Annotated in this window: 24 protein-coding genes; 21 read left to right on the forward strand and 3 right to left on the reverse strand. The window is 48.3% G+C overall.

What is annotated here, in order from left to right:
• Positions 1-75 precede the first annotated feature (75 nt).
• Positions 76-1539, forward strand: coding sequence for a nicotinate phosphoribosyltransferase (locus STRDD12_RS06275; protein ID WP_066916311.1), 1464 nt, complete (start codon positions 76-78; stop codon positions 1537-1539).
• A complete protein-coding gene (gene nadE / locus STRDD12_RS06280) occupies positions 1536-2360 on the forward strand; it encodes an ammonia-dependent NAD(+) synthetase (protein WP_066916313.1) in 825 nt (274 codons plus the stop codon). The genes STRDD12_RS06275 and nadE overlap by 4 nt, the downstream gene beginning before the upstream one ends.
• A gap of 76 nt (positions 2361-2436) precedes the next feature.
• Here the strand turns inward: nadE and STRDD12_RS06285 are convergent, their stop codons facing one another.
• The gene (locus STRDD12_RS06285; RefSeq protein ID WP_066916315.1) at positions 2437-3273 is read right to left on the reverse strand and encodes a hypothetical protein; all 837 of its coding nucleotides are present in this window, start codon (positions 3271-3273) and stop codon (positions 2437-2439) included.
• A gap of 182 nt (positions 3274-3455) precedes the next feature.
• Between STRDD12_RS06285 and STRDD12_RS06290 the strand changes: the two genes are divergently transcribed.
• From STRDD12_RS06290 to STRDD12_RS06330, 10 genes are all read left to right on the forward strand, one after another.
• On the forward strand, positions 3456-3929 hold the full coding sequence (locus STRDD12_RS06290; protein ID WP_066916317.1) for a FeoA family protein: 474 nt from the start codon (positions 3456-3458) through the stop codon (positions 3927-3929).
• Complete coding sequence (gene feoB, locus STRDD12_RS06295) at positions 3926-6082, forward strand: ferrous iron transport protein B (RefSeq protein ID WP_066916319.1); 2157 nt, start codon at positions 3926-3928, stop codon at positions 6080-6082. Before STRDD12_RS06290 ends, feoB begins: the two co-directional genes overlap by 4 nt.
• A 15-nt stretch (positions 6083-6097) precedes the next feature.
• Positions 6098-6247, forward strand: coding sequence for a FeoB-associated Cys-rich membrane protein (locus tag STRDD12_RS08250; RefSeq protein ID WP_156471468.1), 150 nt, complete (start codon positions 6098-6100; stop codon positions 6245-6247).
• A gap of 263 nt (positions 6248-6510) precedes the next feature.
• Positions 6511-7434, forward strand: a complete 924-nt coding sequence (gene glyQ, locus STRDD12_RS06300) for a glycine--tRNA ligase subunit alpha (RefSeq protein WP_066916321.1) — start codon at positions 6511-6513, stop codon at positions 7432-7434.
• Complete coding sequence (glyS, locus tag STRDD12_RS06305; RefSeq protein ID WP_066916323.1) at positions 7427-9466, forward strand: glycine--tRNA ligase subunit beta; 2040 nt, start codon at positions 7427-7429, stop codon at positions 9464-9466. Before glyQ ends, glyS begins: the two co-directional genes overlap by 8 nt.
• Positions 9467-9477: 11 nt before the next feature.
• Positions 9478-9732: a DUF896 family protein gene (locus STRDD12_RS06310; protein WP_066916325.1), complete on the forward strand. Its 255-nt coding sequence runs from the start codon at positions 9478-9480 to the stop codon at positions 9730-9732.
• 10 nt (positions 9733-9742) lie between these two features.
• Positions 9743-10441 (forward strand): 2,3,4,5-tetrahydropyridine-2,6-dicarboxylate N-acetyltransferase, encoded by a 699-nt coding sequence (gene dapD / locus STRDD12_RS06315; protein ID WP_066916327.1) that lies wholly within the window; start codon positions 9743-9745, stop codon positions 10439-10441.
• Between the two features lie 61 nt (positions 10442-10502).
• A complete protein-coding gene (locus tag STRDD12_RS06320) occupies positions 10503-11642 on the forward strand; it encodes an N-acetyldiaminopimelate deacetylase (protein WP_066916329.1) in 1140 nt (379 codons plus the stop codon).
• The gene (locus tag STRDD12_RS06325) at positions 11629-12171 is read left to right on the forward strand and encodes a 5-formyltetrahydrofolate cyclo-ligase (protein WP_066916331.1); all 543 of its coding nucleotides are present in this window, start codon (positions 11629-11631) and stop codon (positions 12169-12171) included. The genes STRDD12_RS06320 and STRDD12_RS06325 overlap by 14 nt, the downstream gene beginning before the upstream one ends.
• Entirely contained in the window at positions 12155-12826 is a 672-nt protein-coding gene (locus tag STRDD12_RS06330; RefSeq protein ID WP_066916333.1) for a rhomboid family intramembrane serine protease, read from the forward strand. Before STRDD12_RS06325 ends, STRDD12_RS06330 begins: the two co-directional genes overlap by 17 nt.
• A gap of 109 nt (positions 12827-12935) precedes the next feature.
• Here the strand turns inward: STRDD12_RS06330 and STRDD12_RS06335 are convergent, their stop codons facing one another.
• Positions 12936-14255: an FAD-containing oxidoreductase gene (locus STRDD12_RS06335; protein WP_066916335.1), complete on the reverse strand. Its 1320-nt coding sequence runs from the start codon at positions 14253-14255 to the stop codon at positions 12936-12938.
• Positions 14256-14416: 161 nt separating this feature from the next.
• Between STRDD12_RS06335 and polA the strand changes: the two genes are divergently transcribed.
• The 6 genes from polA to STRDD12_RS06365 all read left to right on the forward strand — a co-directional run bounded on the left by polA (position 14417) and on the right by STRDD12_RS06365 (position 21956).
• Complete coding sequence (gene polA / locus STRDD12_RS06340; RefSeq protein ID WP_066916337.1) at positions 14417-17059, forward strand: DNA polymerase I; 2643 nt, start codon at positions 14417-14419, stop codon at positions 17057-17059.
• An 18-nt stretch (positions 17060-17077) separates the two neighbouring features.
• Positions 17078-17518 (forward strand): CoA-binding protein, encoded by a 441-nt coding sequence (locus STRDD12_RS06345; RefSeq protein WP_066916339.1) that lies wholly within the window; start codon positions 17078-17080, stop codon positions 17516-17518.
• Between the two features lie 24 nt (positions 17519-17542).
• The gene (locus STRDD12_RS06350) at positions 17543-18502 is read left to right on the forward strand and encodes a class I SAM-dependent methyltransferase (protein WP_066916341.1); all 960 of its coding nucleotides are present in this window, start codon (positions 17543-17545) and stop codon (positions 18500-18502) included.
• A 53-nt stretch (positions 18503-18555) separates the two neighbouring features.
• The gene (locus tag STRDD12_RS06355; protein WP_066916343.1) at positions 18556-19746 is read left to right on the forward strand and encodes an acetate kinase; all 1191 of its coding nucleotides are present in this window, start codon (positions 18556-18558) and stop codon (positions 19744-19746) included.
• A gap of 103 nt (positions 19747-19849) precedes the next feature.
• A complete protein-coding gene (locus STRDD12_RS06360; RefSeq protein ID WP_082753080.1) occupies positions 19850-21352 on the forward strand; it encodes a DUF1310 family protein in 1503 nt (500 codons plus the stop codon).
• Positions 21279-21956 carry a hypothetical protein gene (locus STRDD12_RS06365; RefSeq protein WP_156471469.1) on the forward strand — a complete coding sequence of 226 codons (678 nt, stop codon included), beginning with the start codon at positions 21279-21281 and terminating at the stop codon, positions 21954-21956. The genes STRDD12_RS06360 and STRDD12_RS06365 overlap by 74 nt, the downstream gene beginning before the upstream one ends.
• Positions 21957-22427: 471 nt before the next feature.
• On the opposite strand, the gene pepA is transcribed toward STRDD12_RS06365, so the two are convergent.
• Positions 22428-23489 (reverse strand): glutamyl aminopeptidase, encoded by a 1062-nt coding sequence (gene pepA / locus STRDD12_RS06370; RefSeq protein ID WP_066916348.1) that lies wholly within the window; start codon positions 23487-23489, stop codon positions 22428-22430.
• A gap of 64 nt (positions 23490-23553) precedes the next feature.
• Between pepA and STRDD12_RS06375 the strand changes: the two genes are divergently transcribed.
• The 3 genes from STRDD12_RS06375 to ytpR are packed head-to-tail and all read left to right on the forward strand — an operon-like array spanning position 23554 to position 24781.
• On the forward strand, positions 23554-23832 hold the full coding sequence (locus tag STRDD12_RS06375; protein WP_156471470.1) for a DUF4651 domain-containing protein: 279 nt from the start codon (positions 23554-23556) through the stop codon (positions 23830-23832).
• Entirely contained in the window at positions 23829-24158 is a 330-nt protein-coding gene (locus tag STRDD12_RS06380) for a thioredoxin family protein (protein WP_066916352.1), read from the forward strand. The genes STRDD12_RS06375 and STRDD12_RS06380 overlap by 4 nt, the downstream gene beginning before the upstream one ends.
• Complete coding sequence (gene ytpR, locus STRDD12_RS06385; RefSeq protein ID WP_066916354.1) at positions 24155-24781, forward strand: YtpR family tRNA-binding protein; 627 nt, start codon at positions 24155-24157, stop codon at positions 24779-24781. Before STRDD12_RS06380 ends, ytpR begins: the two co-directional genes overlap by 4 nt.
• The last annotated feature ends 137 nt before the right edge of the window (positions 24782-24918 follow it).

Here is a 24918-nt window from a genome sequence, read left to right on the forward strand (position 1 = left end):
GCCTTAGCTTTTTTGTGTGACTATCGTTTTTACAGGGATTGTGTTATACTAGGGAAAAAGTTTTAGGAGGCGCGAATGGTCTTTTCAGATGATAGCTTGACCCTGCATACGGACTTGTACCAGATTAACATGATGCAGGTCTATTTCGACCAGGGGATTCAAGACAAACGGGCAGTTTTTGAGGTGTATTTTCGAAAAGAGCCTTTTAACAATGGTTATGCGGTATTTGCAGGCTTAGAACGTGTCGTGCGTTACCTGGAACAGTTGCGTTTTTCAAACAGCGACTTGACTTACCTGAGAGACCTGGGTTATCCAGAGGATTTCTTGACCTATCTGGGAAATTTGGAGCTTAGCCTAAGTCTGCGTTCAGCGCGTGAAGGAGATTTGGTCTTTGCCAATGAACCCATCATGCAGGTGGAAGGCCCGCTAGCCCAATGTCAGTTGGTAGAGACCGCCATCCTAAACATCGTCAATTATCAGACCTTGATTGCGACAAAGGCGGCCCGGATTCGTTCGGTCATTGAAGAGGCCCCTTTGTTGGAGTTTGGCACGCGACGGGCACAGGAAATGGATGCAGCGATTTGGGGCACACGCGCAGCAGTTATCGGAGGCGCGGATGCCACGTCAAATGTACGGGCCGGCAAACTCTTTGGGATTCCGGTGTCTGGAACCCACGCCCATTCGCTCGTGCAGGCCTATGGCAATGATTATGAGGCCTTTAAAGCCTATGCGGCAACCCACAAAGACTGTGTTTTCTTGGTGGACACCTACGATACCTTGCGGATTGGCCTTCCGGCAGCTATTCGTGTCGCCAAGGAATTGGGTTCTCAGATTAACTTTTTAGGGGTTCGCATAGACTCGGGGGATATGGCTTATCTGTCTAAAAAGGTTCGCCAGCAGTTGGATGAAGCGGGCTTTCCGGAAGCGAAAATCTATGCGTCCAATGATTTGGACGAAACCACCATTCTCAACCTCAAGATGCAAAAGGCTAAAATTGATGTTTGGGGCGTAGGCACTAAGTTGATTACGGCCTTTGACCAGCCAGCCTTGGGCGCTGTTTACAAAATCGTATCCATTGAAAATGCCCAAGGGCAAATGGAAGATACCATCAAGTTGTCCAACAATGCGGAAAAAGTCTCTACGCCAGGGAAAAAGCAGGTTTGGCGCATCACTAGTCGGGCCAAGGGCAAGTCTGAAGGGGACTACATTACCTTTTGGGATAAAGACCTGACCGAGGAGACTTCCTTGGAGATGTTCCACCCGACCTACACCTATATCCGCAAGACGGTGCGGGATTTTGATGCGGTCCCCCTCTTGGTTGAAGTCTTCGACCAAGGGCAGTTGGTCTATGAGCTCCCAGAACTAGCAGACATTAAGGCCTATGCTCGCTCCAAGTTTGACCAACTGTGGGACGAGTACAAACGCCTGCTCAATCCGCAAGATTACCCAGTGGACTTGGCGCGTGATGTCTGGGAAAATAAGATGGCCTTAATCGACCAAAGACGCAAGGAAGCATTTGGAGAGGAATACAAGAAATGACCTTACAAGAAGAAATTATTCGTGAACTCGGTGTTCAACCAGTGATTGACCCCAAGGCGGAAATCCGCCGGTCCATTGATTTTTTGAAAGCTTATCTGCTCAAACACCCCTTTTTGACTAGTCTGGTTTTAGGCATTTCAGGTGGGCAAGATTCTAGCCTAGCAGGGCGCTTGGCTCAGCTAGCGATTGAAGAATTGCGGGCAGAGACCGGTAAGAGTGACTACCAATTCATCGCTGTTCGCCTCCCTTACGGGGTGCAGGCGGACGAGGCGGATGCTCAGCGAGCCTTGGCCTTTATCCAACCAGACCTTAGCTTGTCGGTCAATATCAAGGCGGCCGTTGATGGTCAGGTGGCGGCCTTATCAGAAGCAGGTGTGAGCGTTTCAGACTTTAATAAGGGCAATATCAAGGCCCGTCAACGCATGATTACCCAGTATGCCATCGCAGGGGAACACCAAGGGGCAGTCATTGGGACCGACCATGCCGCAGAAAACATTACGGGCTTTTTCACCAAATACGGAGATGGCGGTGCAGACGTCCTGCCGCTCTTTCGCTTAGACAAGCGTCAGGGGAAGGCGCTTTTGAAAGAACTCGGAGCAGACCCAGCCTTGTATGAAAAAGTACCCACTGCCGATCTGGAGGAAAATAAGCCTGGCTTGGCCGACGAAGTCGCGCTTGGGGTCACTTACACAGATATCGATGATTATCTAGAAGGTAAAACAGTCTCACCAGAGGCACAGGAAATCATTGAAAATTGGTGGCAAAAAACAGCTCACAAACGGCACCTTCCCATCAGTGTTTTTGATGACTTTTGGAAGTAAATCAAGTCCTTATTTTCTCTGACGGAAAAATAAAGCAAAAGAGCGTTTGAGACTTCTGGTCTCAAACGCTTTTTTTTTAATTGCTTGTAGTGGCTGTGTCAGTGGCAGTGTTTCCGCCGGTATTGCCATCTGTATTTGTGTTGGTATCGGTATTTCCGCCGGTATTGCTATTGGTATCGCCACTTGGCGTGACTGGTGTGGTGCTTGGGGTTGTTGGTGTTTCGACTGAGGATGGGGTTGTTGGTGTTTCAACGGTTTGGCTAGCTTCTTGGCTGTCAGTTGCCGCATTGGTATTTGGCGTTGTTACGGTGCCTGTATTGCCTGCTGTACCAGCGTAATTGGAAACATCCTGGCTGGCTTGAGCCGCCTGGTTAGCGGCTTGCTCAGCGGCCTGAGCTTTGGCCTGGGCCTCTGCGTCTAAGCGGTCTTTAACAGCCTGGATGCGGGCATTGAAGCCGTCCTTGACGTCGCCATCTGGTAGGGCATCGACGGCTGCTTGGGCGCTGGTAAGGTTGTCATCACTTGGGTCACCCTCATAGAGAGAAACAGCGGATTCGGCTGCAGAGATGAGAGCAGATTGGGCAGATTGGGCATCGATATTGGCCCGAACGGCGTCGATACGTTCTTGGAGACTTGTTTTACGTTTAGAGTTTTTGAGCTTGTCAACGGCCTTTTGTGCCTTGTCGAGGTTTTCTAAAGATTGGTCAGCTTCGAGGGTTTGGACTAATTCTTCAGCTGTGGACAGTTGTCGGCGTTGGACAGATAAGCCACGATTGATTTGAACTTGTTTGGCATTGGTCGTGGTGAAAAAAATACTACTGGCTAAAATCAGCACCAAAGCACTAACAGAGAGAACCAGCAATTCTTTGATTTCTAAAGGTAAGCGTTTTAAGCGGTTTAGGTTTAGCGTCATGTGTTTTCCTACTTTGAAGTGATGCCTTTATTTTACCATAAAGCCCTCAGTCTTGCCTACTGTTAGTAAATAGAAGCTAAGATACTATAATCGTCTATCTGTCAAGAAATATGCTCACCCAAGTAAAAATATGCTATAATAGGAGCGAAAAGTGGCCTATTTACAAAAGAAAGAGTATGCGAATGCAGTTGAATCAGGGAAATATTGATACGGCTTATCAGGTAGTTAGCGTTGATTTGCCAGAGACCGACAAGCGCCATTTGGCCAATTTAGGCATTGCGATTGGCCGTGAGGTCAAAGTGGTTTCAAAGACCAAAGGCAGTGCCATTATCATGCTTAGGGGGAGTCGGCTAGCCTTGGATCAGTCGATTTTGGCACGAGTGGGGATTGCGCCAGTAGAGGAGACCTTTGAAACCCTTCCCCTGTCAGAACTTGCCGTCGGCGAGCACGCGGTAGTCGTGGCTATTCATGCCTTGGCAGAAGCCAAACGTCGTCTCATGGATATGGGGATTACGCGCCATACGCAGGTTTATCTGCGAAAGGTAGCCCCTTTGGGGGATCCGATTGAAATAAACCTGAGAGGCTATGAATTGACCTTGCGAAAATCAGAAGCCCAGTTGATTTCAGTGAAACGGCTCAAGGAGACAGATTTATGATAGAAATTGCACTCATCGGAAATCCCAATAGTGGGAAAACGAGTTTGTTTAACCTGATGACAGGGACGAATCAAAAGGTGGGGAACTGGCCGGGGGTGACCGTGGAGCGGCGCTCAGGGGCATCGAAAAAGTGCAAGGATGTGATGGTTCAAGACCTGCCAGGCATTTATTCCTTGTCACCTTACTCGCCAGAAGAAGCTGTCGCTCGTGACTACTTGTTAGGCAATCAGGTAGAGGCAATCCTAGACGTAGTGGATGCCACCAATCTGGAACGTAACCTCTATCTGACGACTCAGTTGATTGAAACAGGGGTGCCTGTGACCATTGCACTCAACATGAGTGATGTCTTGCAAGCACAGAAAAAACAGATTTCTACGGAAAAACTCAGTTATCAGTTGGGGGTGCCAGTTGTCTCAACCAGCGCGATCAAAAATACTGGGGTGGATAAGGCTCTGAAAACGGCTCGCAAACACTTGCGTGGGGAATGCGAGATTAAGTACCCTGTTTACAGTGACCAGTTCGAGTCAGCTTTATCAGAGATTATAGGTATTCTCGGAGATGTGGTTCCGGAGCATCGCTTGCGCTATTATGCCATCAAGCTTTTTGAAGGGGATGACTTTATCTGGCAAACCACGCCCTTGTCTTCTTTTCAGGAAAAGGAAATCCGTGAGGTCATTGCCATCACCGAAGAGGTTTTTACAGAAGATGCCGAAGCTATCGTGGTCAATGAGCGCTATGCCTTGATTGAACGGATCACCGCCATGGCCCAGACTCAGGATGCTGCGTTTTCCATGACCTTGTCAGATAAGATAGACAAGGTGGTGACCAATCGGATCTTGGCTTTGCCTATTTTTGCCTTGGTCATGTTCTTGGTTTACTACTTGTCCATTCAGACGGTTGGTACCATTGGGACGGACTGGGTCAATGATGTGCTTTTTGGGGATTACATTCCCAAGCTTGCCACCACTGCCTTGCAGGATTTGCAGGTGCAGGCTTGGTTGCAATCCTTGATTGTTGACGGGATTATTGCAGGTGTGGGAACTGTTTTAGGCTTTATTCCGCAGATTTTCGTTCTCTTTTTGTGTCTGGGTATTTTAGAAGATGTCGGTTATATGAGTCGGATCGCCTTTGTTATGGACCGTCTCTTTCGGCGCTTTGGCTTGTCTGGCAAATCCTTCATCCCGATTTTGATTTCGACAGGGTGTGGGGTGCCAGGGATTATGGCCAGCCGAACGATTGAAAATGAACGTGACCGTCGGATTACCATCATGACCGCAACCTTTATGCCATGTTCGGCTAAGTTATCTATTATCGCTTTGATTGCGGGTGCATTCTTTCCGCATAATCCTTTTGTGGCTCCGAGCACATACTTCCTTGGCTTTGCGACCATCATTTTCTCAGGGATTGCCCTTAAAAAGACCAAGTTACTTGGTGGCTTTGCCAGTCCTTTTATCATGGAGCTGCCGGCCTACCATCTGCCTAAGGCTAAGGCGGTTTTGCGCTATGCGACCAGCAAGTCAATCAGTTTTGTCAAGCGTGCAGGAACCATTATTTTTGTGCTGACCGTAGCCATTTGGTTTTTGTCTAATTATAGCTTCACCTTACAAGCTGTAACGACAGAAAAGAGTATCTTGGCGAGTCTTGGGAAAGTCCTAGCGGGGCTGTTTGCACCACTTGGTTTTGGCAACTGGAAGGCAACTGTCGCAGCTTTGACGGGGCTTGCGGCCAAGGAAACAGTAGTAGCCACTTTTGGGATTTTGTATCATCAGGCTGATGCTACAGAAACAACCCGTAGCCTCTGGCAAACCTTGGCCCAAGATTACACGCCGCTTGCAGCCTATTCCTTTATGGCTTTTAACCTCTTGTGCGCGCCTTGTTTTGCGGCTATCGGGGCTATCAAACGGGAAATGGCAGACTTGCGCTGGACATTTCTAGCGGTTGGTTTTCAAACAGGTCTGGCCTATTTGGTCAGTTTGATGATTTACCAATTCGGTCTGGTTCTCTTTTACGGTCAGGCTTGGACGGTCTGGACCGGGGTGGCTCTTGCCGTGGCCTTAGGCTTAGCCTATGTCATCCTGCGCAAACCAGCCCAAAACGAACTGCCTCTGATTAGCCTTGACAATCTCCGGCAATCGTCACTCAAACATTCCTAAGAAAGAAGGTAACTCATGGCAACTTATGTCATTGCAGGATTTTTGGCCCTCTGTGTGGTCCTAGCCAGTCGTTCCTATATCAAGAAAAAAGGCTCTTGTGGCGATTGTCACTGCTCTTGCCCCATCAAGGAAGAGATGGAGCACTCTTCAGACGCTCACCGTTAATCATGGACAAGCCCAGTAAGATATGATAGAATACTTTCCATGGAAGAAATTTCCGTCAAAGGCTCGACGCAGCGAATCTGGGATAGTGCAAGCCAGGTATGAGCAGGCGGCAATGGCGCTTTCAGATTAACTGTAAATAAAATAATGAAGTAAAAATAAGGGTGGAACCGCCGTTTAACGGCCCCTGTCACAAGCGACAGGCCGGTATGCGAGGGTTCCCCTTTTTTGTACCCGCCTGACGCTCACCGAAAAAGGAGAAAACCATGTCAAAACCATTGACTTTTCAGGAAATCATCCTGACCTTGCAGCAATTTTGGAATGACCAAGGCTGTATGCTCATGCAGGCCTATGATAATGAAAAAGGGGCAGGAACCATGAGCCCTTACACTTTCTTGCGTGCTATTGGGCCTGAGCCTTGGAATGCGGCCTATGTAGAGCCGTCACGCCGGCCAGCCGATGGGCGTTACGGGGAAAACCCTAACCGCCTTTACCAACACCATCAATTTCAGGTGGTGATGAAACCCTCTCCAAGCAATATCCAAGAACTTTACTTGGCTTCTTTGGAGAAATTGGGCATCAATCCTCTCGAACACGACATTCGTTTTGTAGAAGATAACTGGGAAAACCCATCAACGGGTTCGGCCGGTTTGGGCTGGGAAGTCTGGCTAGATGGTATGGAGATTACGCAATTTACCTATTTCCAACAAGTAGGTGGTCTTGAGACAGGCCCTGTGACTTCTGAGGTGACCTATGGTCTGGAGCGTTTGGCTTCTTATATCCAAGAAGTGGATAGTGTTTACGACATTGAGTGGGCACCTGGGGTCAAGTATGGGGAAATTTTCCTACAGCCTGAGTTTGAACATTCCAAATACAGCTTTGAAATCTCTGACCAAGACTTGCTTTTAGCAAACTTTGACCATTTTGAGGCGGAAGCCCGTCGGTGTTTGGCTGAAAACTTGGTTCACCCTGCCTATGATTATGTCTTGAAATGTTCACACACCTTTAACCTCTTGGATGCTCGAGGAGCGGTGTCTGTAACGGAACGGGCCGGTTATATTGCGCGTATCCGTAACCTGGCTCGTCAAGTGGCAAAAACCTTTGTCGCAGAACGAAAACGCTTGGGTTACCCACTCTTGGATGAAGCTAGTCGTCAACGCTTGTTAGCGAAGGAGGAAGCTAATGACTAAACAATTATTGGTCGAATTAGGCCTAGAAGAAATGCCGGCCTACACGGTCACCCCTAGTATGAAACAGCTGCGCGACCGTATGGTGAGTTTTTTAACCGACAATCGCCTTAGCTATGAACGTGTCGAAATGTTTTCAACCCCTCGCCGTTTGGCTGTGAGGGTTTCGGGATTGCCAGACCGCCAAGAGGATTTGACAGAGGATTTCCGTGGGCCTTCTAAAAAAATTGCTTTGGATACTGATGGCAACTTTACCAAGGCTGCCCAAGGCTTTGTCCGTGGGAAAGGGCTGACCGTTGATGCTATCCGCTTTGAAGAAGAAAAAGGGGAAGAATACGTCTACGTCACTAAACAAGAAGCTGGTCGCAGTTTAGAAGACCTAGTGGCAGGCATTCCGGCCATCTTAGAGGCCATGACTTTCCCGGTCAATATGCACTGGGCAAGCAATAGTTTTGAATACATTCGTCCTGTTCACACCTTTACGGTTTTGATTGATGACACTTCCTTCACCTTGCCATTCTTGGACATTGAAAGTAGCCGTACCAGCCGTGGTCATCGCTTTTTAGGGCATGACGTGTCTATCCAGTCAGCAGCGACTTATGAGGATGACTTGCGAGATGTTTACGTCATCACTGATGCGACAGAGCGGGAAAATCGGATTATCGAGCAGATTCGTGAGTTGGAAAAGGCCTACAACGTCTCTGTGGAGATTGATGAAGCCTTGCTCAATGAAGTCCTCAATCTGGTTGAGTACCCGACTGCCTTCATCGGCCGTTTTGATGAGAAATACTTGGACATCCCTGAAGAAGTCTTGGTGACCTCTATGAAGACGCACCAGCGTTACTTTGTCGTGCGGGATGCTTCTGGGAAACTCTTGCCTTACTTTGTCTCAGTGCGCAATGGGAATGACCAATTCTTGGACAATGTGGTCAAAGGGAACCAAAAAGTTCTTGTGGCCCGTCTGGAAGATGCGGAATTCTTCTGGCGTGAAGACCAACGTTTGGACATCGAAGAGTTGGTTGCCAAACTCCAACAGGTTACCTTCCACGAAAAAATCGGGTCGCTCTATGACCACATGAGTCGGACACGTGCAATTGCTGCCTTAGTGGCGGACCTTGCCGAGCTATCTGATAGCGACAAAGCTGACCTAGACCGTGCCAGCCAGATTTATAAGTTTGACCTCTTGACGGGTATGGTTGGAGAGTTCGACGAATTGCAAGGTCTTATGGGTGAAAAATATGCGCTCTTGGCTGGTGAAAATCCACGTGTGGCGACAGCGATTCGGGAACATTACCTGCCAAACAGCAGTGATGGCGAACTACCTGACAGCAAGGTTGGTGCCGTACTGGCGATTGCTGATAAACTCGATACCATCTTGTCCTTCTTCTCTGTGAGATTGATTCCATCTGGGTCTAATGACCCCTATGCCCTTCGTCGGGCCACTCAAGGGATTGTCCGTATCCTAGACAAGTTCGGCTGGGATATTGCCCTAGATAGCCTTTTGGATGCCTTGTACGCCCTGTCCTTTGACAGCTTGACCTATCAAAATCAAGCGGAAGTCTTGGACTTTGTCCGTGGCCGTGTGGAAAAAATGATTGACAAAGGGGTTTCAAAAGACATTGTGGCTGCGGTTCTGGCCAGCTCTACCTTTGTGGTGCGTGACTTGATTGAGTCCGCTCAAGCGCTGGCAGACAAGTCAAAAGATGCCGATTACAAACCAGCCATTGAAGCCCTAGCACGGGTCTTTAATCTGGCAGACAAGGTTGAAGAGACCCATCCTGTCGATACTAGCCTTTTTGAAAATGCCAGCGAGACAGCCTTCTATGAGGCAGTTGAAGCCTTACATTTTGGTCACGAGGCTAGCGACAATGTGGCGCAACTCTTTGCCCTAACCCCTGTCATCACAGACTTTTTTGACAATACTATGGTCATGGTAGATGATGAAAAACTTAAAACAAATCGCTTGGCTCTTCTGAAAGCCTTGGCAGATAAGGCAGGTCAATTGGCTAAGTTTAACCAAATTTCTAGCAAGTAAGGAGATTTACCGTGGACGAAAAGAAAATTGCCCGCATCAATGAGTTGGCTAAAAAGAAAAAAGAAACCGGTTTGACCGAAAAAGAAGCGCAAGAACAAGCTGAATTGCGCAAGGAATACATCGAAGGCTACCGCCGTTCTATGCGTAGCCATATCGAGGGGATTAAGGTTGTTGACGAAGATGGCAATGACATCACCCCTGAAAAACTGAAGGAAATCCAACGCCAAAAAGGCATTCATGGCCGCAAACCTGGCGACAATAGCTAAGGAGACAGAGATGACTGCACAAAAAATGACTGCTCAAGAAATCATTGCCTTTATTGGGAATGCTGAAAAAAAGACCACTGTTAAAGTCACCTTTCAAGGTGAGCTTGCCGGACAAGTCCCAGAAGACGTGCTGTGTTTGGGCAATGTCCTCTTTGGGGACTGGAAAGACGTGGCACCACTTTTGGCCAGTCTGACCGAAAATGTTGACTATGTGGTGGAACAAGATGGCCGCAATTCGGCTGTGCCCTTATTGGACAAGCGTGAAATCAATGCGCGTATCGAACCAGGGGCGATTATCCGTGACCAAGTGACTATCGCAGACAATGCTGTGGTGATGATGGGGGCTGTGATCAACATCGGTGCTGAAATCGGCGAAGGCACGATGATTGACATGGGTGCTATCCTAGGTGGCCGGGCCATGGTTGGTAAAAACAGCCATATCGGTGCTGGCGCTGTTTTGGCAGGTGTGATTGAGCCTGCATCGGCAGACCCTGTCCGTGTGGGCGACAATGTCCTCGTCGGGGCAAATGCTGTGATCATCGAGGGCGTGCAAGTGGGCAATGGTTCTGTTGTTGCTGCTGGCGCTATTGTTACCCAAGACGTGCCTGAAAATGTAGTCGTTGCAGGGGTTCCAGCCCGTGTCATCAAAGAGATTGACGAAAAAACCCAACAAAAAACCGCACTAGAAGACGCCTTGCGTAATATTTAAAGTGGTTACTCAAAAGCCTGTGGCAGCTGTCCCAGGCTTTTCTAGAAAAGGAGATGAGGCGATGATGGATTTAGTAGCAGTGCGCAGGCAACTTCACCAGATTCCTGAGATTGGTTTGGAGGAGTTTGAGACCCAAGCCTACCTCTTGGGGCTGATTGAAGACTTGATAAGTGACAAAGCTTTTGCTAGTGTCAGGACTTGGCGAACAGGGATTTTAGTGAATCTGACTGGTCGCGAGGGGAGCAGAACCATTGGTTGGCGCAGTGATATGGATGGCCTGCCAGTGACTGAGGAAACAGGTCTGCCCTTTAGTAGCCAGCATGAGGGCCGGATGCATGCCTGTGGTCATGATATTCACATGACAGTGGGCTTGGGTGTGTTGGAGGCTATGTTGGACCAGCAACCTTTAGACAATGTTCTCATCCTTTTTCAACCGGCTGAGGAAAACGAAGCGGGTGGCAAACTCATGTATGAGGAGGGGGCTTTTGGTGACTGGTTGCCAGATATTTTCTATGGCTTGCATGTGCGTCCAGACTTCCCTGTAGGGACCTTTGCGACCAATACCCACACCCTCTTTGCAGGTACTTGTGAGGTCTTGGTGACCATTACAGGTAAAGGGGGGCACGCAGCCTTTCCACATGAGGCCAATGATGCCATCGTGGCGGCAGCGCACTTCGTCACTCAGGCTCAGACCATTGTCAGCCGCAATGTTGACCCAATCGAGGGAGGCGTGGTCACCTTTGGTAGCCTACATGCCGGTACGACCAATAATGTCATCGCAGAAGAAGCTACAGTTTATGGCACCATTCGCACCTTGACCCAAGACATGAACCAGCTCATCCAAAGACGGGTACAGGAGATTGCAGCTGGAATTGCGACGGCTTTTGGTCTATCCGTGGAGGTCAGCCTTAAGCAAGGAGGCTATCTGCCGGTAGAAAACAACCCAGAGCTAGCCAAGGAATTCATGACCTTTTTTGACAAGGAAGAAGGAGTTGACTTAGTCGATTGCCTTCCTGCGATGACAGGTGAGGACTTTGGTTATCTGCTTCATCAGGTGCCTGGCGTGATGTTTTGGCTAGGTGTCGGAGCGCAGACTGCCCTGCACACACCGACCATGTCCCCTGATGAAAGGGTCTTGCCCTTGGCGGTCACTCACATCAGTCATTTCTTGAAAGCGAAGGCCAACCATGAGCTCAGTTAAAAAAAACAATCGCAGTCAGGTGTTACAGGAGATGAAGGCAATCCCTGCCGAGGTTAAGGCAGATTGGGACCAATCGCTTTTGGCGCAATTTGTCGACCACCCAGCCTACCAGAAAGCAGAGACGATTGCCACCTATCTGGCCATGCCACATGAAGTGGATACGGCTCTCTTTATCCAGCGCTTTCTAGCCGATGGCAAAACGGTCTTAGTTCCTAAAACTTACCCCAATCGCCTTTTGGCCTTTGTGGCTTATGACCCAGAGGCGCTAGAGGAGACCTCTTTTGGACTTCTAGAGCCAACAAGTGATGCGGTGGTGGCACCTGATGCCATTGACTTGATTCAGGTACCTGGTGTCTGCTTTAACCCAGAGGGCTACCGTATCGGCTATGGGGCTGGTTTTTACGACCGCTTTTTGGCAAACTATAAGGGGAAAACCCTATCAACGGCCTACGCTTGTCAGCGACTGGCCTTTCAGCCAGAACCCCATGATATCCCAGTAGGGGAGGTGCTTTATGCGCCAAATGATTAAAGCCTATCCTGTGACCAGCATCCTTTTAGCCTCAACCACACTGGTCTTTTTGGCTATTCAACTCCTACGCTTTGGGCAGACCACCTCAGCCCTAACCATCTATGAGTTTGGTGGGATGTTTGCTCCGAGTATCAAAGCCCAACCCTGGCAATTGTGGCGTTTAGTGGCAGCTATCTTTGTCCATATTGGTTGGGAACATTTTGCCTTTAATGCCTTGACCCTTTATTTTATCGGCCGTATCTGTGAAGACCTTTTTGGCTCTGCGCGCTTCTTACTGCTTTATCTTTTGTCTGGGGTTATGGGAAATCTAGCAGTTTTGGTCTTTTCGCCGACCGTTGTCTCAGCTGGTGCTTCAACGTCGCTCTTTGGCCTCTTTGCAGCTGTGGTTATCGTAGGTTACTGGGGGTGCAACCCCTATGTCAAACAACTGGGCCAATCCTACCTAGGTTTGATTGTCGTCAACTTGATTTTTAACCTATTGGTTCCAGGTATTTCCATCCCTGGCCATCTGGGAGGAATTGTCGGAGGGGCTGTTCTGGCTTGTGCCTTGCCTACCCAAGTTGAGGGGCATCTCTTTCAAAAAAGGCAACGTCTGACCGCTTGGGGAGTCTATGGCCTTCTGGCTTTAGGCGCTCTCTTTATTGGCTTCTTGTAAAGACATCAAAAAACGTCTAATCCGTTCTATTGCTAGGACCGACTAGACGTTTTTTTGCTGTTGGAATCGTGTTGGTTAAAAACCTTCTTGTTGCCTTGGTTTTGTTCGCTTACTCAATCGCAAACAAATCGTTGAGGTTTTCAGCTAGAGTTGGATGGGTAAAGATTTGTTGCGTGAAGTAGGTGTAAGGGATGTGGTTGTCTATAGCCATGGTGATGAGGTTGATGATTTCCTCAGCGCCTTGGGCAAAAATAGTCGCTCCAAGAATTTCTTTGGTTTGGGGATTGACCACCGCTTTGAAGGCTCCGCGCAAGTCTCCGTTGACATGGGCCCGAGGCATGCCTGCAACAGGCATTTCCTTGCTAGCGACAGGGAGACCTTGGGCCTTAGCTTGGTCTTCTGTCAAACCAACACTGGCTAAGGCAGGGTGGATAAAGAGGGTGTTTGGCAAGGTGTGTCGCGTCTCTAGGTTGTAGTTGCCATCACCAGTCAGATAGCTAAGGACGATACGGCTGTCATCCAAAGAAGCATAGGTAAACTGAGGTCCGCCATTGACATCGCCAACGGCAAAGATACCAGGGACAGTCGTTTCTAAGTGTTTATCCACGGCGATGGCGCCACGGTCTGTGAGGGCAATGCCTGTGTTTTCCAGTCCCAAGCCAGCTGTATTGGGTTTACGACCAGTTGCATAGAGGAGAGCGTCAAAGGTCAATTCTCCTTGGTCAGTGATTAGGGTGATTTGTTGGTCTTCGGTACGAACCAGAGAGGTATGGATGCCTTGTTTGATGGTGATGCCATCTTCTTCAAGATAGGACTTGGCTAGTGCGGCGATGCTGGCTTCTGTGCGTGGGAGGAATGTCTCTGACGCATCAAGGACAGTCACTTGACTTCCCAGTTTGTTATAAAGGCTAGCAAATTCTAAACCGATGGGACCTGCGCCGAGGACCCCCAAGCGTTGTGGTTGTTTGTCTAATTTTTGAATAGCCGTTGAGTCGTAGGCTAGTGGGCTATCAGCCAGTCCAGGGATGGGGAGGACATTTGAGACAGCCCCAGTATTGATAATGATAATATCCGCAGTTACCTGTATGCTGTCATCCCCTTTTTGCGCTTGGACAAGCTTATCAGAGATAAAACGTGCTTTGGCGTCGATGACATCTACGCCATTGCCTGTCGCTGCAGCATAGTTTTTGCCGTTGAGGCGATGGGTGACTGCCTGGCGTTCTGCCATGACTTGGTTAAAATCCCAGCCCTTGTCAGCAGCCACAATCATGGTCTTTGTGGGAATACAAGCAATGTTGATACAAGTGCCTCCGTACATAGCTGGGCTTTCTTCGATGAGGGCTACTTTCTTGCCGGCCTTGGCAAATTTTCCAGCCAGTGTCTTTCCGGCCTTACCAAAACCAATCACTAGTATATCGTATGTTAGCATAGGATATACCTCCTTTGTTTTTTTCTAGCCATAGTCTACCACCGCCTGTCAAAAAATGCACAAATTTAATCCGGAAATCCCATACTGGTGTGTCTGACTTTAAAGCAAGCGCTGGTTTGGCATCCCTGCCCTTCCTTTAGTGAATGTGCTATAATAAAGGCATGACTGACAAGAAAAAACTTTTATTGATTGATGGGTCATCTGTGGCCTATCGTGCCTTTTTTGCCCTCTATAATCAGATGGACAATTTTAAAAACCGTTCGGGTCTTCATACTAATGCCATTTACGGTTTTCACCTCATGCTCAATCATCTGATGGAGCGTATCCAGCCGACCCATGTCTTGGTAGCCTTTGATGCAGGCAAGACCACTTTTCGGACGGAAATGTTTGCGGACTATAAGGCGGGACGTGCCAAGACCCCGTCTGAATTCCGGGAACAATTGCCCTATATCCGTGAACTCTTGGATGGTCTGGGCATTGCCTACTATGATTTGGAAAACTACGAAGCCGATGACATTATCGGAACCCTGGATAAGCTTGCTGAAGATGGGGACCATTATCAGGTCACGATTGTTTCTGGAGACAAGGACCTGATTCAGCTGACAGATAGCAACACAGTGGTCGAGATTTCCAAAAAAGGGGTGGCGGAGTTTGAAGCCTACACACCGCAAGCGCTTATGGATAAGCTAGCCTTGACCCCAGAGCAGTTTATCGACCTTAAGGCCCTCATGGGCGACAAGTCTGATAACATTCCTGGAGTGACTAAAATCGGGGAAAAAACGGGACTTAAGCTCCTTTACCAATTTGGAAGTCTGGAAAATCTGTACGACAATCTGGACCAACTCAAACCCTCTAAGATGAAGGAAAACCTCATCAATGACCGTGAGCAAGCCTTTTTGTCCAAGACCTTGGCGACTATTAACACGCAGGCGCCCATTACCATCGGTTTAGAGGATATCGTCTACCAAGGCAAGCAAATCGACCAACTCAAGGCCTTTTATGACAGCATGGGCTTTAACCAGTTTCGTCAGCAATTGACCCAAGATGACCCTCAAGCACCCGTTGAAAAAGTGCGCTTTGAAGAGGTGACCGAGGTCAGGGCGGAGCTCTTGGATGCTCAGGATTTCTTTTATTTTGAAATCTTAGGGGAAAACTACCATACCGAGCCTCTGGTTGGTCTGGCGTGGGGCAATGCCAAACAGATTTACGTATCTGATGATGCAAGCCTTTTAGAGACACCTGTTTTCAAGAGCTTTTTGGAGCAAACAGCCCTTAAAACCTATGATACCAAACGCAGTCGGGTGCTCTTGGCCCGTCAGGGAATTCAGCTGCAGCAGGCAGGCTTTGATAGCCGTTTGGCCAAGTACCTCTTGTCAACGGTTGAAGACAATAGCTTAGCAACCATTGCACGCCTCTATGGCAAATCGCCCTTGGCTGAGGACGTCGCCGTCTACGGTAAGGGAGCTAAGCTGGCCTTGCCAGATAAGGAAATCTTTCTGAGCCACCTAGCGAGCAAGGTGCGAGCCTTAGTAGAGACAGAGCCAGTCATGATTGCCCAACTAGAAGAACAAGAGCAACTTGGTCTCCTTTATGATATGGAGTTACCTTTGGCCCATGTCCTAGCAAAAATGGAGCTAGCTGGTATACGTGTCCACAAAGAAACCCTGCAAGCCATGGAAGTGGCCAACGAAGGGGTCTTAGACCAGTTAACTCAAGACATTTACGACCTGGCAGGTGAATCTTTTAATATCAACTCGCCAAAACAACTGGGGGTCATTCTTTTTGAAAAATTAGGCCTGCCCCTGTCGGCCACTAAAAAGACCAAGACAGGTTATTCCACAGCAGTGGATGTCTTAGAGCGTCTGGCACCAGATGCGCCTATCGTGCAAAAGATTTTAGATTACCGTCAGTTGGCTAAACTGCAATCCACCTATATCAAAGGCTTGCAGGATGCCATCGCTACAGACGGCAAGATTCATACCCGCTACCTGCAAGATTTGACCCAGACCGGCCGCCTGTCTAGCGTTGACCCTAACCTGCAAAATATCCCCGTTCGCCTGGAACAAGGTCGTCTTATTCGCAAGGCCTTTGTCCCTGAGTGGGAGGACAGCGTTTTGCTGAGTTCGGATTACTCGCAGATTGAGTTGCGGGTGCTGGCTCATATTTCAGGGGATCAGCATCTGATTGATGCCTTTAAGCATGGGGCAGATATTCATACAGCAACTGCCATGCGGGTCTTTGGTATTGACAAAGCTGAAGACGTCACGGCCAATGACCGCCGTAACGCCAAGGCCGTGAACTTTGGCATTGTTTATGGTATTTCTGATTTTGGGTTGTCCAATAATCTGGGCATTTCCCGCAAACTTGCCAAACAGTACATCGATACGTATTTTGAACGTTACCCGGGAATTAAGGCATATATGGAAAGGGTTGTCCGTGACGCCAAAGACAAAGGCTATGTTGAGACCCTCTTTCACCGGCGCCGCCAATTACCAGATATCAATGCGAGAAACTTTGCCGTTCGCTCTTTTGCAGAACGCACAGCCATCAATTCACCCATTCAAGGGTCGGCCGCAGATATTTTAAAAATTGCCATGATTCGTCTGGATCAGGCCCTGACTGCCGGAGGCTTCAAAGCTAAGATGCTTTTGCAGGTGCATGACGAGGTTGTTCTAGAGGTCCCTGAAGCAGAGTTGACTGCTGTCAAAAATTTGGTTAAAGAAACGATGGAGTCTGCCCTAGACATGGCAGTTCCTCTGATTGTCGATGAAAATGCTGGGAAGACTTGGTACGAAGCCAAGTAGTCGAAAAAGGAGACGCTTATGACCGATCAATTTATCAATGCGCCGCATGACGTTATCTTTGATATGATTCGTGAGTCACGAACCATTGCGGTGGTGGGCTTGTCTGATCGCGAGGAGACGGCTAGTTATCGGGTGGCCAAATTTATGCAAGACCAAGGCTTTACCATTATTCCGGTCAATCCTCGTAAGGCAGGACAAACCATCTTGGGGCAGAAGGTCTACGCCCGTCTGCAAGACATTCCAGTGCACATCAATATTGTTGATGTGTTTCGAAAGAGCGAAGCCCTGCCTGAGGTGGCGCGTGATTTTCTAGAAACGGATGCGGATGTCTTTTGGGCGCAACTGGGGCTACAAAGCCAAGAAGCCAATCAGCTTTTGCGCAAGGCCAATCGCCATCGTATCGTCATGAATAAGTGCCTGAAAATCGTTTATCAAGAAATGCTAGACCAGGGCGATTAGGCCCCTAACCCTAAAAGGAAGACTATGACCGTTAATTTTGAAAAGATTGAGCAGGCCTTTGACCTGCTTTTGACCAATGTCCAACAGTTGCAAAGTGACCTTGCCACGAACATCTATGATGCTATAGTTGAGCAAAATGCCTACTTTGTTCAGGGAGAGGGCAAGTTGGCCAAACTCGATGCTAATAATGAGGCCCTCAGAGCCTTAAACCTGACGGCCGAGGAATGGCGACGTGCTTATCAATACCTCTTGATGAAAGCCAATCAACTCGAGCCTCTCCAGCGCAATCATCAGCTGACACCTGACACGGTGGGGTTTTTACTGCTCTATGTGATGGAAGTCCTCTGCGCCAAAGACCAACTAGATCTTGTTGAGATCGGCTCAGGGACAGGGAACTTGGCTGAAACCCTGGTAATTAATAGCGCTAAAAAATTGGACTACCTCGGTATCGAGGTCGATGACTTATTGATTGACCTCGCAGCCAGCACAGCGGATGTCATCGGGACGGATCTCCACTTTATCCAGGAAGATGCCGTACGTCCCCAACTCCTCAAACCGTCCGATGTTCTGCTGGCGGATTTGCCAGTAGGATTTTATCCGGATGATGTCATTGCCAGTCGCTATCAGGTGGCTTCTAAGACCGAACACACCTATGCCCACCACCTTCTCATGGAACAAGGTCTCAAGTACCTCAAACCAGGTGGATTGGCGATTTTCTTGGCTCCTCGTGACCTCTTGACCAGCCCGCAGAGTGATTTGCTCAAGGCTTGGTTGCAAAAGGAAGCTCAGGTGCTAGCCATGGTGACTTTGCCGGAAAATCTTTTTCACAGTGAAAAGGATGAAAAGACCCTCTATGTTTTGGCAAAAAGGCAGGAGCAGGTCGAGAACGTTTTTGTCTATCCTCTAACAGACCTCAATGATGCAACTGTTATACGTCAGTTTATGGAGGCTTTGGCCGCTTGGCGGGCGAAAAATCTTTCCTAAATCCTTGGAAATTGGTATAATGTTTCTGAAACCGATTACAAATGGAGGCTAACATGGGGAAATCATTAGCAGTAAACGCAGGAAGTTCAAGTTTAAAATGGCAACTCTATCAAATGCCAGAAGAGATCGTATTGGCCAAAGGACTGATTGAACGGATTGGATTAGACGTGTCCTATTCGACGGTGGCCTTTGCTGGTAAAAAAGAAAAGACACAAGTTGCCGTGCCTGACCACACCGCAGCTGTGGAACTCTTGCTCAACACCCTTAAGGCAGATAAAATTATCGAAGATTTCAGTGAAATTACAGGGATTGGCCATCGGGTCGTTGCCGGTGGGGAACGTTTCAAGGGCTCTGAAGCGCTGACTGATACAGTTATTCAAGAAATTGCAGACCTTAGTGTTTTAGCGCCCTTGCACAATCCAGGAGCGGTCCAAGGCATGCGGGCCTTTCAAGAGGTCTTGCCAGATGTGTTTGGGATTGCCGTCTTTGACACCGCCTTTCATGCTAATATGCCTGAGAAAGCCTATCGCTACCCAATTGCTGAAAAGTATTATACAGACTTTAAAGTCCGTAAATATGGGGCCCACGGCACCAGTCATCAGTATGTGGCAGGTAAGGCTGCCGACCTGTTAGGCAAACCTCTTCAAGACTTGAAGATTATCACCTGCCATATCGGAAACGGTGTGTCCTTGACTGCCGTTAAAAATGGTCAGTCCGTCGACACCTCTATGGGTCTAACCCCACTAGGCGGGGTCATGATGGGGACGCGTTCTGGGGAGCTAGACCCTTCTGTAACGTCCTTTATCCTTAGTCAGGACGATAGCGTATCGACAGCTCAAGATATGACGGATATCTACAACCGTCAGTCAGGTCTTGCAGGTGTTTCGGAAGTTTCCAGTGACATGCGAGATATCTTAGAAGGTGTGGCAAATGGCGATGCCAAATGCCAACTTGCCTATGATATGTACATCGACCGTTTGCAGAAGTACATCGGTTCCTATCTGGCCGTGTTAGGCGGAGCAGATGCCATTGTCTTCACGGCTGGTATCGGGGAAAATTCGCCAGAGGTTCGGCGTGACGTGCTAGCCAACTTTGCTTGGGCTGGTCTAAAGTTAGATGATGACAAGAATGACAACCTGCGTGAGGGTATCATCTCACAAGCAGACTCTGCCATTGCTGTTCTCGTGGTACCAACCGATGAAGAATTGGTAATTGTACGTGATATTGAGCGCCTGCGCCCATAAGACAGATAAAAAGGACTGAGGTCCTTTTTGTTATGTCTCAAAAGGAAGGGGTCTTGCGACAAAAAAATTGTCGCCATTCCTATCTTTATGCTAAAATAAGGCTATGTTAAGAAATCGAAAATTTTGGGTGTGGTTGCTAGCTGGCATCCTTTTGCTTGCTGGGCTAGCAGGGGCTTTTTATGTCGCCGGAGGTCAACGGCGTCTAGTGGACCAGGTCACCCGTAGTGATAACAGTTATCTCTTTACAGACTATTTGCAGGCCAAAGACCCACTGGCTCTGACAGCCGCAGGACAGGTTCGGTCTTATCGAATTGACCGCCAGTCGATTGCTAGTGAGGGAAATCGGATTTTTGTTAGCTATTATGTCAACAACAATCCCAAAGCTAGCCTTGGTCTGGAACTCAAAAATGACCAAGGCCTGCTTGAAGTGACCGAGATTAAACCCTCTAAAGCCTTTACCCGCCTGGTGACCAATCAGGACTATCAGGCACTTACGGGTCAAATCAAGCAGGCTGTCAATCAGGTCAAGACCGAGGGTGGTTGGGATGCTGACAGCAGTGCTGGCTACTATGAACGCCTGCGTGAGCTCATGAAAAAGCGTCAGCGTAAAGACCTGTCTCAAACCCTGACTGATCTTGCTAGTGAAGCCAAGCAAGTTGGTTCGCCTGTTTACACAAATCTCTTTGTTTGGTCTAATTTGTCAGCCAAGGACAAGTTGGCCCTGGTCATGACCCAGATGAAAGCTGAAGTGGATAGCCATAACTTTTTGCAGATGGGAACGGATGGTTACCGCTTTTCGAGTGACTTGGCCCCTAACGGTGATTTTTTTACCTATTTTCGTAAGGCCGTGATGGATGCCTACCCGACTAGCAAGGGGCTCAATGCGGATCATCTGGGGCTAAAAGTCCACTTGTTTAGGTCTTACATTGACAAACAAGCCATTGACTATGTGCGCAGTCATTTTAAAGGGAAAACGGACTACGAAAAATTGCTAGCCTTTGCGAAAAAGAACAAGCTGACCTTTGACTACACGACGGGTGCTGTTCTCCACAACCGCACACAGGGGGACTTTACTTACACCCAGCACATGAAGGTGCAACTGCCTAAGAGTAATACCAGTGGCGATTACGGAACCAACAATGCCCGGTTTATCGAATATATTGTCGATTTGAAAACAGGACGTTTTGTTTCTGAGTGGAATGTCTACCGCCAGTTAGCAGATGGGTCTTATGATTCAGACCCTGACCATTACGCTGTTGCTGATGGCGCAGATGCTGCCAATACAGAGTCTGCTAACTATGGCCTGCCTAAAGGTCTCAATAATGATGTGCCCGCCTACCTGACGCGGTCGCACCGCTACCTGGATGTCACCCATCCACCCGATACAGTAATCCGCCGCAAGATGACCAAGGTTTGGCGTCCAGCCAAATTATTGTCCAAGGGCGGTCGCTACGCAGATATTGTCAAGAAAGGAGGTCAGTCTGACTATGATGAATGGAATGCGGTTCAAGATGACCAAAAAGAGGGTCGCTATGGGAGCTTCATTGCTTCTCCTTATGTTGGTGACGGTTTTAGGGATTTTTCTAATAAACAATCAAAAAAGTAAACCGCTAAAAAATAGCCTCTATCAGACCATTGCCAAGGAAAATTATGTGACTCTCACCGATGGCTATGCCAAGAGTGTCTATGGTGACGAAGTTGGACAAACTTTTTCGGTCAAGACTCAGGAACTATACGGCGATGACATTGCCGTCAAGGGAGATAAGGTCTACGGAACAGAGCTGGATGGCCAGACCGCCAAAGCCTTTTATCGGGAAGTCTGGAAGGAAGCCCTAGAAGCGACCAAATACCTACAAATAAATAAGTCTGCCATCAAAAAAGCTAACTATAAGGTTACCTTAGACTTGGCTGACACTTGGGGAAATCTCAAACTCTCTAGCGATAGCCGGGGTAACAATGACATTCTCAATGATTATAAGGATAAGACTCTCAAATGTCTTCGCATTCATTTTGACAAGTCTTATCGCCCAACCCGTATCGAGGGTTACTACCAAGCAGATGGTGACCGAGGGTGGTATAACCTTCTCTATCTGGCCTACCCTGACCTAACTAAGGCCAGCTTTGACAGCAAACTGGATGCCTATATCCAGACCATCCAAGCCCAGCCAGATGAAGACGAGGAAAGCGAGCAAGTAGAAGACACCGAGTAGCGCTTAAAAATAGGTTTAATGAGCAAACCGCAAGGTGAGCTTATGTGAAAAAAACAGCCAGGAGGAGGTTTGAAAACAAAGACAAACTGATCTTATCGGTAGATTCTACGGAACTCTGTTAATAGAAGAAGATAATTTCAGTTCTTCCAAGCAAGAACCAAGACTTCCCGCCGTGAGAAAAATGCTTGAAACAGGGATGTTTCAAGCATTTGGGAACTTTGAGACCTTAGGCTCAAAGTTAAGGGATGGAATCCGTCAGGAGTCGCTACCGTCCACCCCTCACCTAAGGGAAGTCTTAAAAAGACTTTGACTTCAAAGAAAAACAGCCTCAGGGCTGTTTTTTTGATTTGCTCTTGTAGAGAATAAACTCCTAGCCTTTGGCTGACTGATGCAGGCTTCAGGTGCTTGTGTTCATCGTCTTTTAAAAGAGTGATCGTGCAAGAAGGAGCGATTGACAGTTTCGCGAAAAGTCTAATAGCCTTTAATCTTATCTACCATTTTGCGGTCAAGTTTTTTGACCAAGGCTTGGAGGAAGGCTTGGGCTTGTTGGAAATCTTCGAGGTTGAAGAGGGTTTGGTGGGAGTGGATGTAGCGGGCGCAGACCCCGATTGTGGTTGAAGGGACACCGCCTGCTTGTAGGTGGGCAGCACCTGCATCTGTACCACCTTTGCCAGCGTAGTATTGGTAACGAATCCCCGCTTCGTCAGCTGTTTCAAGTAAAAAGTCCCGCATGTCTTCTAGGAGGACATGGCCAGGGTCGTAAAAGCGAATAAGTGTGCCGTCACCGATAGCACCTTGGTCTCCGTAGACGTCTCCAGCTGGGGAACAGTCCACAGCCAAAAAGATGTCTGGTTGGAAGGTCTGGGTTGAGGCATGGGCACCTCTGAGTCCGACTTCTTCTTGGACATTGGCACCTGCTATTAAGGTATTGGGAAGGTCGGTGTCCGCCAGATTTTTAAGAAGTTCAGCCACCATGAGGACACCGTAGCGGTTGTCCCAGGCCTTGCTGATGACATTTTTGCCATTGGCAGTGAGGATGGTCTGACTTTCTGGAATGATGGTGTCACCAGGGTGCACGCCGTAACTTTCGGCCTCAGCCTTGTCGCTAAAGCCAGCATCAAAGACAATATCTTCTACCTTAGGCAAGCTAGCACCCGATGTCCCCCGCAGAAGATGAGGAGGAACAGAACCTGAGATGACGGGATACTGGTCACCTTTTTGTGTGGTCAGGGTAAAGCGTTGGGCACTCACCACCAGCGGGTTCCAGCCTCCTAGTGGCACGACACGTAGGGTACCGTTGTCCTGGATTTTGCTGACAAGAAATCCGACTTCGTCCATATGGGCAGCGACTAGGATGGTTGGTGCTTGAGGGTCATTGTTAGGCCGTACACCAAAGACACCACCGAGGCCATCGCTGGTGATGTGGTCAACATAAGGGGCCATTTCTTTTTTAAGAAACTCACGCACAGGGCGCTCATGGCCTGCCACAGCTTGTAGTTCAGTCACAGTTTTGATACGGTCAAATAAAGTCATAGCTTTCTCCTTTTGATGAGGTTTGTCCCTTTTATTTTAGCATTTTTGTGTTAAAATTTAAGATATGAAAGTAAAGAAATCATGGCTAGTGGCCGGTGGGTTAACGCTAGTGGGACTGGCTTATGTGACCTATCAAGGCAAACAATGGCTAAAAGAAAAACAGCAAGCTAGGTTACTGGCCCAAGTGCGCGCGCATTTCCCAGCTCAAGAGATATCTGTTGTCTATGTCAATCCCCAAGAGACAGCTGGTGATTTTTCAGGTGGACTGGTTTTAACCGATGGCACGGTTTGGCAGTTTGCTCTAGGTGAGGATGGTTTGACAGTTGAGGAGGAAAGCGCATGAAGCAACCTAGTTCTTTAGAGGAATTGGCGGCTTATGTTGAGGCGCCTGGAAGACATGTCTTTTATTTCAAGGCAGATTGGTGCGGGGATTGTCGATTTATCGCCCCTTTTTTACCCGAGATTGAAGCAGCCTATCCTGAGATGACCTTTGTTGAGGTTGACCGGGATGCTTTTATGCCCCTGGCGCAGCAATGGGATATTTTTGGTATTCCAAGCCTTGTCGTTATCAAAGACGGCAAAGAAATTGGTCGCTTGGTCAATAAAGCACGCAAGACTCAGGCTGACATTACAGCATTTTTAGATGGTTTAGAGAGAGGAAACAAATGATTTTTACCTATAACAAAGCACATGTCGGCGATGTCCTGATGGTTATTGTTGCAGATGACAAGGGAGAAAAACTTGGCGTTGACCGTCGCGGTCAAGTGGCGCGTGTTTTTATCGAGAAAACTGGAAAAACAGTTGGTTGGAACATTTTTGAGGCTTCTGAACTTGTGACCATAGAGGGCTCAGGACAGGTTTTCTTGACCGACCCAGCTGTCGACCAGCTCAATAAGGTCCTGGCTGAGCAAGGCTTTGAGGAAAGTTTGGTCAATGATTTAGACCCTAAGTTTGTTGTGGGGCAGATTGTAGAGATGACGCCACACCCAGATAGCGACCACCTCAATATTTGTCAGGTAGCTGTTGGCCCTGATCGTGAGGTTCAAATCGTGGCCGGAGCACCAAATGCGCAAGTCGGTCTGAAAACGATTGTGGCTTTACCAGGTGCCATGATGCCAAATGGCAGCTTAATCTTCCCAGGCAAACTCCGTGGAGAAGCTAGTTATGGGATGATGTGTAGCCCGCGTGAACTGCATCTACCCAATGCCCCTCAAAAACGTGGCATCATCGCTTTGCCTGAAGAGGCAGTGATTGGGCAGGCTTTTGCCCCAGCGCTTCATTGGCAAGGCTGATGCGGTATAATATAAAAAATAACGTATTATAATACAAAAAGACTCTTAAACTGCTGTTTAGGGGTCTTTTTGTGTTGTTTCAGTCCTGTAACAGAAAGTCAATTTTTGTATACTTATATCCGCATAAAACGTTGCTG

It is taken from the genome of Streptococcus sp. DD12 (genome assembly GCF_001578885.1).
Lineage (GTDB): Bacteria > Bacillota > Bacilli > Lactobacillales > Streptococcaceae > Streptococcus.